This window comes from uncultured Campylobacter sp. (assembly GCF_937949835.1).
GTDB lineage: Bacteria > Campylobacterota > Campylobacteria > Campylobacterales > Campylobacteraceae > Campylobacter_B.
Genome location: NZ_CALEDC010000507.1, coordinates 1 through 3,501, shown reverse-complemented (window position 1 = coordinate 3,501; position 3,501 = coordinate 1). Strand labels below are relative to the sequence as shown.

The following is a 3,501-nucleotide window of genomic DNA, read 5'->3' as shown; positions in this document are numbered from 1 at the left end:
CGCAGATCCACAAGCTTGGCATTGACCGCTACAACGCTTACGCTATTTAGCAGCATATACGAAGTGCCGTATTTGACGACATCCATGTATAGCACGGCATCTGCGCCGAAAATTTGTCTTAGCTTGTGCGCGGAGACGTTTTGGATCTCGCTCGCTTCGTAAATTCCGTTATTTTTGAAGGTCTCATGCACGAGCGCAGGCGAAAATACGTAATAGCCCGCCTCGCTTAGCGGATAGATCGCGTTGGCAAGCACGGCAGCACTTGCGTCCACTTCGGTCGTTTCGTTTGTCGGCATTAGCACCAAAATCGATCGAGGCTTAGCCTGCTGAAGCGCCGAGTAGTCATAAATTTCAGGCTCACTTAGAGCGCACGCATTAAAAAACAGCGCCACGAATACGCTAAAAATCGCTATTTGAGCTTTATTTTTCATTTTTTAGCCTTTTTATTCGTTTTGCCGCCCTGCTTTGCGGCAACTTTGCCTTGCTTTACAGAGGCTGCTTTGGCGGCTTCGCGTCCGCTTGATCCTTGGACTTTATCGGCGCCCGGCTTGGCCGCAGCCTCAGCTTTTTTAAGCGCGGCGGGGTTTGTAACGAAGGTCAAAAACGGCTTTGATTCAGGGAAGGCCTGAGCTTCTTTTTCAAAGTTTTCCCTCGCCCTCGCGCCGTTACCCGCGCTTAGATACAAAAGCCCCAGATGCGAATAAAGTCCCGGCGGGACTTTAAGCCCTTTTTCGTATGCCTTTTGGATAGATTTTTCAAGCGCTTCGATCTGTTCGCCTACGTCGCCTTCCTGCTTTAGATACTGATAGGTCGAGTCCGTGTAGCTGCCGTCCCAGTAATAAATTTGATTCCGGCTCCCGCCGCCGCAGCCGCAAAAGATCACGGCAGCAGCGGCAAGCGCAAGAGCGCTACCTGCTTTCAAATTTTATCCTTATCTTAGTTTAAACGCGCCGTTTTCAAGGCCGTTTACGAGATTATTGACCGCTTCGATGATCGCTAGGCTTAGCACCTTGCCGTTTAGCGTCGAATCATAGCCCGCAGTGCCGCCGAAACCTAACACTTCGCGGTTTGATAGCTCGTATTCGCCCGCGCCCTGAGTCGAAAAGACCACCTCGGACGTCCTGACGTCAACGATGTTTAAATTTACTTTAGAATACGCGGTTTGGGTCTTTCCCTTGCCTAAAATTCCAAACAGCTGATGATCTCCAGTCGTCTTGCGGCCAAACTCAGTCACATCGCCGGTGATAACGTATCTGGCGCCTTTTAAGTTTTGTGCGCTTTTGGAGATTGCGCTTTCCTCTTTGATGGCGCGCATATTCGTGCGGTCAAGCACCGAGAAACGTCCTGTTTGTTGTAAGCTTGAGATCAAAATTGTCTGCGCTTGGTTGCCCAGTCTGTCCTCCCCGTCGGAGAACACCCCGTTGTTGTAAGAGGACTGGTTGTTAAAGCGTCCTACCGACACGGCGATCCGCTCGCCCGAGTAATTGGTGTTTAGACTCGCTACCGTAGGGGTTTGCACTACGCGAGAGCTTTCTTTCGCGCATCCGCTAAATAGCGCCAGCACCGAAGCCGCAATAACGGCAGCCGATATGGTTTTTTTGAAATTCATTCTTTACTCCTTGAAAAAATTTACGTATAATATCTCATTTTTTCTTAAAATTTTATGTATAAATTTAAGCGCATGAATTTAGCAAAACGGGAGCGATTATGCTTAATATTTTACTGGTCGAAGACGACGAGGCTTTGAGCTCGGTGATAAGAGAAAAACTGCTTGATGAGGGCTTTAACGTGAGCTGCGCCTTTGATGGCAAGCAGGCGACAGAGGCGTTAGACGAGGCGCACTTCGATCTGATCATCTCGGACGTGATGATGCCTAAGATGGACGGCTTTGAGCTTAGCAGATACGTTAGGCGCGACGGCAAGAGCCAGCCGATACTGATTATAACGGCAAAAAGCGAGATCGAGGATATGCAGACTGGCTTTAAAAGCGGCGCGGACGATTATATGAGCAAGCCGATAAATTTAAAAGAGCTCGTGCTGCGCGTGCATGCGCTGCTAAGGCGAGCCAAGATCGCGAACGAAAAGCGGCTTCTCATAGGCGGAAGCGAGCTTGACTACGATACGCTTAGCGTCTGCGCGGCGGGCGAGCGGATAAGTCTGGCGCCGAAGGAATTTCGTCTTTTATTTCTGCTGCTAAGCTACGCGGGCAGAATTTTTACGAGGTTTGAGATAATGAGCGAAATTTGGGGCTACGAAACGGACAGCGACGAGCGCGTCGTAGATACGCACATCAAAAAGCTACGGGCGAAATTTGAAAACTCCAAGGACTTTGAGATAATCACCGTGCGCGGGCTCGGCTACAAAGCCGTAAAAAAGGAGCGAGCATGAAAAAATACCTCATCAGCCTCAAAAGCTTCATCGCGTTTTACTCTTCGCTCGCATTCGGCGTGATAAATTTCATCGTCTGCTTCGCGGTTTGCATGCTTTTTTACATAGGCATCGGCGGCAAGATCGGCGGCTTTTGGGACGGAGTGGCGCTGTGCGCGATCATCTGTCTAATCACGATGGCGCTAAATTTTACCCTGCTTTACTTCGGACTTAAAATTTTATTTCGCCCGATCAAGCGGCTACTAGGCGCGATCACCGCGATCGCAAACGGCGATTTTGAGGCGCGCGCCGAGCGCAAGATACACAGGTACCGCACTGATTACGTCTATATGCACGAGCTGGACGAGCTCGTAGTAAACGTCAATAAAATGGCGCAGAAGCTGCAAAAGCACGAGCAGCTACAAAAGGAGTTCGTCTCAAACGTCTCGCACGAGATGAAAACGCCGATCTCCTCGATCGCCGCGTTAAGCGAGATGATCGAGGGCGGCGTGAGTGAGGAGCGCGCGGTGCGATACGCAGCCTCCATCGGCGCGGAAGCAAACCGCCTAAGCAAGCTCTGCACCGATATGCTAAAACTAACGAGACTCGATAGCGGCGCGGCGGTGCGCCTAGATGAGACGGTACGTATCGACGAGCAGCTTAGGCAATGCATCATATCGCTGAGCCAAAACTATGGAGAGCGCGAGTTTGAGCTCGATCTAACGCCGCTTAGCGTGCGATCAAACGCGGGGCTGCTAAATCAAATTTGGCGAAATTTGATCGAAAACGCGCTTAAGTACTCGCGCTCGAGCGGTAAAATTTTCGTTTGTTGCTGCGCTTACGATGGCTTTGCGCAGGTGAGCATCAAAGACGAAGGCATCGGCATCTCGCGCGAGAAGCTGGATAAAATTTTTGACCGATTTTATCAGTGCGAGGAATCGCACAAACAGCTCGGCAGCGGACTTGGGCTTAGCATCGTACGCAGAGCGCTCGATATTTTAGGCGGGCAGATCGAATACGAAAGCGAACCCGGCGTCGGAACCGAGGCGCGCGTTAAAATTCCGCTTTAAATTTCAGATCAAGACGGCGCGGATGAGCTGCGTCTTGCAATTCGTAGCTCGCCGTAAAATTTCG

The 3,501-nt window shown here is 50.6% G+C and carries 5 protein-coding genes; 2 read left to right on the top strand and 3 right to left on the bottom strand.

Annotated elements, in window-relative coordinates; translation table 11 throughout:
• The 3 genes from Q0256_RS11295 to Q0256_RS11285 form a co-directional block, all read right to left on the bottom strand.
• Window positions 1-431: GNA1162 family protein (locus tag Q0256_RS11295; RefSeq protein WP_297963180.1), on the bottom strand; the 431-nt coding region annotated here is incomplete at its 3' end.
• Window positions 428-922, bottom strand: a complete 495-nt coding sequence (locus Q0256_RS11290) for a DUF4810 domain-containing protein (protein WP_297963177.1) — start codon at window positions 920-922, stop codon at window positions 428-430. The genes Q0256_RS11290 and Q0256_RS11295, both read right to left, overlap by 4 nt.
• Window positions 923-931: 9 nt before the next feature.
• A complete protein-coding gene (locus tag Q0256_RS11285) occupies window positions 932-1,609 on the bottom strand; it encodes a CsgG/HfaB family protein (RefSeq protein WP_297963174.1) in 678 nt (225 codons plus the stop codon).
• Window positions 1,610-1,707: 98 nt separating this feature from the next.
• On the opposite strand from Q0256_RS11285, the gene Q0256_RS11280 reads away from it, so the two are divergent.
• Both Q0256_RS11280 and Q0256_RS11275 read left to right on the top strand, forming a co-directional pair.
• Window positions 1,708-2,388, top strand: coding sequence for a response regulator transcription factor (locus Q0256_RS11280; protein ID WP_297963171.1), 681 nt, complete (start codon window positions 1,708-1,710; stop codon window positions 2,386-2,388).
• Window positions 2,385-3,437, top strand: coding sequence for a HAMP domain-containing sensor histidine kinase (locus Q0256_RS11275; protein WP_297963168.1), 1,053 nt, complete (start codon window positions 2,385-2,387; stop codon window positions 3,435-3,437). Before Q0256_RS11280 ends, Q0256_RS11275 begins: the two co-directional genes overlap by 4 nt.
• The last annotated feature ends 64 nt before the right edge of the window (window positions 3,438-3,501 follow it).

What these genes read in the sequence shown, in the direction of transcription:
- Q0256_RS11285 (WP_297963174.1), bottom strand. Translation starts at nt 1,609, where the DNA reads ATGAATTTCAAAAAAACCATATCGGCTGCCGTTATTGCGGCTTCGGTG.
- Q0256_RS11280 (WP_297963171.1), top strand. Translation starts at nt 1,708, where the DNA reads ATGCTTAATATTTTACTGGTCGAAGACGACGAGGCTTTGAGCTCGGTG.
- Q0256_RS11275 (WP_297963168.1), top strand. Translation starts at nt 2,385, where the DNA reads ATGAAAAAATACCTCATCAGCCTCAAAAGCTTCATCGCGTTTTACTCT.